The 4526-nt window shown below is 67.1% G+C and carries 5 protein-coding genes; 2 read left to right on the top strand and 3 right to left on the bottom strand.

Annotated elements, in window-relative coordinates; genetic code table 11:
- The first annotated feature begins 84 nt into the window (after positions 1–84).
- Positions 85–597 (top strand): SAP domain-containing protein, encoded by a 513-nt coding sequence (locus QZV72_RS05270; protein ID WP_297006032.1) that lies wholly within the window; start codon positions 85–87, stop codon positions 595–597.
- On the opposite strand, the gene QZV72_RS05265 is transcribed toward QZV72_RS05270, so the two are convergent.
- The 3 genes from QZV72_RS05265 to QZV72_RS05255 are packed head-to-tail and all read right to left on the bottom strand — an operon-like array spanning position 545 to position 3000.
- Positions 545–1090 carry a hypothetical protein gene (locus tag QZV72_RS05265; RefSeq protein ID WP_297006031.1) on the bottom strand — a complete coding sequence of 182 codons (546 nt, stop codon included), beginning with the start codon at positions 1088–1090 and terminating at the stop codon, positions 545–547. The two genes, QZV72_RS05270 and QZV72_RS05265, sit on opposite strands and share 53 nt — an antisense overlap.
- Positions 1091–1142: 52 nt before the next feature.
- Positions 1143–1406, bottom strand: coding sequence for a hypothetical protein (locus QZV72_RS05260; protein ID WP_297006029.1), 264 nt, complete (start codon positions 1404–1406; stop codon positions 1143–1145).
- Positions 1393–3000: an MFS transporter gene (locus tag QZV72_RS05255; protein WP_297006027.1), complete on the bottom strand. Its 1608-nt coding sequence runs from the start codon at positions 2998–3000 to the stop codon at positions 1393–1395. The genes QZV72_RS05260 and QZV72_RS05255 overlap by 14 nt, the downstream gene beginning before the upstream one ends.
- Positions 3001–3430: 430 nt before the next feature.
- Here QZV72_RS05255 and QZV72_RS05250 point away from each other — a divergent pair.
- Positions 3431–4526: 1,2-oxophytodienoate reductase (locus QZV72_RS05250; protein ID WP_297006025.1), on the top strand; the 1096-nt coding region annotated here is incomplete at its 3' end.

Genomic DNA, 4526 nt, shown 5'->3' with positions numbered 1-4526 from the left:
GCCTCGGTCGACATCGAGCTGGTGCGCGTGCAGGGCGTCCACGGGCCGCGGACCCTGGACGTGGTGCTCGCGGGGTAGGGCCCAGTGACCGCTCCGGACTCCCGGCGCCCCCAGTTGTCCCGCGGCCTCAGCGGCAGCGAGTTCCTGCGGTGGTACCTGCTCAAAGGTGAGCTCACGGAGTTCGCCCGCGTTCTGGGCGTCCGGACGACCGGCAGCAAGGATGTTCTGATGCAGCGTCTCGCGGCGACGCTCGATGGTCTACCGTTCACCGAGCCGGTCCCCGAGCGTTCAGCTGGAGGCAGGCAGCTCTCCGGTTCGCTCACCGCCTCATCGGTGATTCCCCGGGGCCAGCGGTGCAGCCAAACCGTACGCACCTGGTTCATCGGGCAGGTAGGCGAGCCGTTCAGCTTCGACAGTGAGATGCGTGCATTCTTCGCCGACACCGACGGTACGCAGACACTCCAGGACGCCCTCGACCACTACCTCGCTACCCGTGGCCAGAATGAGGCTCCCGGTGCCCACCACATGGAAGTCAGGTCCCGTGTCACGCTCCGACGAGTGCCCGGTCTCCACCATGATCCCGGACCGGGCCGATGAGGCTCAGCAGTCTGCACAGCGCTGGCAAGTAGGCTGAAGCAGGAATCTTCTGCTCGAAATCCCGTCGAATACCCTGTGGTTTCAGACTCTCAAATACAAGGATCCCCAGCTTGTCACCGGCATTGTCCAATCGCACGGCGACGATACTGCGAGACTGCATCCCGAGATTCTCCGCAACCTCTCGCGGAATACCACATTCCTCAGACATCTCCCGGTTCCACTTCTCCCGATCTTCGGACAACCTGACCATGCAGACGCTGCCCTCTGACCACCCAAGTCCGATCATCCCCTCGTCGTCCGGATAGACACCTCTACCCATCTGTTCCCAGGTCGGGTTGTCCGAATACCTGGACACCTGTCGGAACTGTGAGGCGACTTCATCATGGCGGTAGAGAGTCACGCGTTCAGCACTACTTCCGCGACCCGGCCTGGGGTCGGAGATATCCAGTTCTTCCATGATCTCCCTCAGCGTCCGGCGAACCTCAACGTCCACCCTCGTCGAGCCGGCTCCGCAGCTTCTGCCACAGTCTTCGCCGGCGTCCCGGTCATGCCGGGAGGAGGAGGTTGGCCCCGGTGTGGACAGTTGGTTCCGGCTCGGGGAGTCTCGACAACACCATCTCCGCAAGCTCGAATGTGACATCTTCGGCGCTCTCATTCTTTCCGACGCGCGCCGTGAAGTGGAAGTAGATCTTTCCCGGTGACGGCCCCCGCTCCAGCGACCATTCCACGAGCCGGTCATCGTGGAAGTGCTCGAGCACGTCGCGAATCTCGTCGTAAGCGAGGTCGGTACGGGATTCAGGGGTGACCATCAGGTTGATGCGGGACCGGACGTTCACGGGATGCTCCTTGCACCGTGCACGGGGACCCGCAGGTACGCCTTTCCGCCGGCTTCCGGATGAAGATGACGGACGCCAGCGCGCCGACCAGGGCCAGCACGGCGGCGATGATGAAGATGCCGTGCAGGCCGTCGAGGAAGAACTGCAGCGCCTGGGCCGCCAACGGCTCCGACTGCTCGGCGATCGCACGGAACTGACCCGCCTCCGCAGCATCCTGGGCGATCCCCCGGAACTGGTCCGGGATCGGCAGACCGTCCAGCCCGGACCCGACCTTGTTCGCCAGGTACGCGCCGTAGACCGCCACACCGAAGGCTGTACCGAGCGGCAGCGCCGTATTCGCCAGACCACTGGCCATACCCGTGCGCGAGGCCGGCACCACCTCCACCGCCAGACTCATCACGTGCGGCAGCATCAGGCCGGTGCCGGCACCCATCACCAGCAGCATCGGGACGAGTGTCTGCCATCCGGAGGACGCGTCCAGCCGCAGTCCCAGCATCAGACCTCCGGCCACGACCACCATCCCGATCGCCTGCACCCACCCCACCGGCACCCATGCCACAGCCTTGATGCCGACCGCCGAGAAGATGATCATCGGTACCGCCAGCGCGCTCGCCACGTAGCCGATCTCCAGGGCGGACAGCCCCAGCTGACCCGACATCCACAGCACCAGGAACGGCAGCATGCCGAAGCTGAACATGCGGGACGCGAAGGCGTTGAAGGTCACCGTGGCGAAGGAGGGGATACGGAACAGGCGGAAGTCCACCATCGCGGCATCCTTCTTGTGCGTCTCCCACAGGACCAGCGCGGCGAACAGGAGCACACCGGCGATGAGCGCGGCGAGGATCGCGTGGTCGGTCCAGCCGCGGTTCTCGCCGTCGATGATGCCGTAGTTCACCAGAACCAGCGCCCCCACGGTCAGCACCATGGCGAACGGGGCGACTCGCGGCGCCCTCTCCGACCGCTCACCCCGCCTGTGCAGGTCCGGCACGAAGAACAGGGTCGCGAGAATGACAATGACGCCGATCGGGATGTTGATCGCGAAGATCCACTTCCACTGCCCGGTCTCCACCAGCGCGCCACCGATGAGCGGCCCGAAGGCACTGGCCGCACCACCTATGCCCATCATCGCGGCGACCGCCTTCGTACGCTTCGCGGACTCGTCCGGGGAGAAGGCGTCCGACAACAGCGGGGTGGCCGTCCCGAAGACCAGCGCACCGCCGGCACCCTGGAGGGCACGGAAGGCGATCAGGCCGGCCTCCGAGCCGGTGACGATACAACCGACGGACGCCGCGAGGAAGACGACGTGCCCGACGAGGAAGATCGTGCGGCGCCCGATGATGTCCGACAGGCTCGCCGCGGCGAGCATGAGGGACGCGAACGTCAGCGAGTAGGCGTTGATGACCCACTGGGAACCGGAGAGTGTGAGACCCAGATCCTCACGGATGGCCGGAAGCGCGACGAGGACGATGGTGATGTCCAGCGTCATCATGATGGTGGAGACCGCGGAGACACCGAGACTCCAGCCGACGATGCCCCGGGAGGACCGGTCAGCGGTGGGGCCGGCCATGGTCGTGGCACTGCCTCGTGCCGTGGTCCCGGCCCTACCTCTCGCCGGGACCTTCCGATGCCTTCCTCCGCCGGTCCGTGGGCCGGTCCGTGGGCTGGGTACGGTGCTCATTCCTGCCACTGTATCGGAGGGGAACGCGGTTACGGCGCACCAGTGGCGACAGAGACGGATTCAGGTGCGTCCAGCCACTCGCACCCACGCCCCGCCGAAGACGCGGCGGAACCCCCGCGGTCCTGTGGGGCATCGACAGGCACGGGGGTTCCGGGCCCCTGGCGGGGCAGTGCGGCTCAGAGACCGCCGAGCAGCAGGTGGAGCAGATCGCCGATGATTCCGCTAAGACCAGCAACGAGACCCGTGGTTTCCGCCGTGTTCCGCCGGTGGGCCCCCGGTTGCACCGCCGCCGTCGGCCTGCCGTGCGTAGGGTGGTCGCATGAATGAATCTCCTTTCAGTACTGCTCTGACCGTCGGCCGGATTGAGCTGCCCAACCGCATCGTCCAGGCACCCATGGGACGGCTCCGCGCCGACCCGGAGGGACGCCCCGGCGACCTCATGGTCGAGTACTTCCGGCAGCGCGCCGGCATGGGCCTGATCATCACCGACGGCACCTCCCCCTCCCACGACGGGCGGGTCATGTTCACCCAGCCCGGCCTGTACTCCGACGACCAGATCGCCGGCTGGCGCGCCGTCGCCGATGCCGTCCACGATGCAGGCGGACGCATCGTCACCCAGCTCATGCACGCCGGATGGAACACCCATGAGAAGGTCACCGGCCTGCCGGTCGTCTCCGCCAGCGCCGTCGACCACCCTGGTTGGGCGCATGACGCCCAAGGCAACCGACTGCCCTACGAGACACCGGTCGCCCTCGATGCCGACGGTCTCGCCCGGATCCGCGCCGACTTCGCCGCCGCCGCGCGTCGTGCCGTCGACGCCGGGCTCGACGGGGTGGAGCTCCACTCCGCCAACGGCTACCTGCTGCACTCCTTCCTCGCCCCGAACTCCAACATCCGTGACGACGCCTACGGCGGCTCCCCTGCCAACCGCGCCCGCTTCGTCATCGAGGTCGCCACCGCCGTCGCCGACGAGATCGGCGCCGACCGGCTCGGGATCCGCATCAGCCCCGGTATGACGATCCAGGGCGCCGTGGAGGATGAGGACGCCATCGCCGCAGAGACCTACCGGTACCTCATCGACGGGCTCAACGCACTCGGTGACGGATCCGGCATCGCCTACCTCAACCTGGCCCAGCCGCACCTCGACGGCGAGCTGGCGACCGGTATCCGCGACCGGTTCAACGGCCCGGTCTTCGCCAACCGGACCACCGGGACGAAGCAGGTCAGCACCAGGGAGGATGCCCTGGACATCCTCGCCCTCGGTTACGACGCCGCCTGCGTCGCCCGCCCGGCGCTGGCGAACCCGGACCTCGTCACCCGCTGGACCTCCCCGGACTACTCGGACGGCTCCCTCAACACCCCTGACCCGAAGACCTACTACTTCGGCGGGGCAACCGGGTACACCGACTACCCCG

The organism is uncultured Corynebacterium sp. (assembly GCF_902782855.1).
In the GTDB taxonomy this organism is placed as follows: domain Bacteria; phylum Actinomycetota; class Actinomycetes; order Mycobacteriales; family Mycobacteriaceae; genus Corynebacterium.
This window is presented reverse-complemented; position numbering and strand designations above follow the sequence as displayed.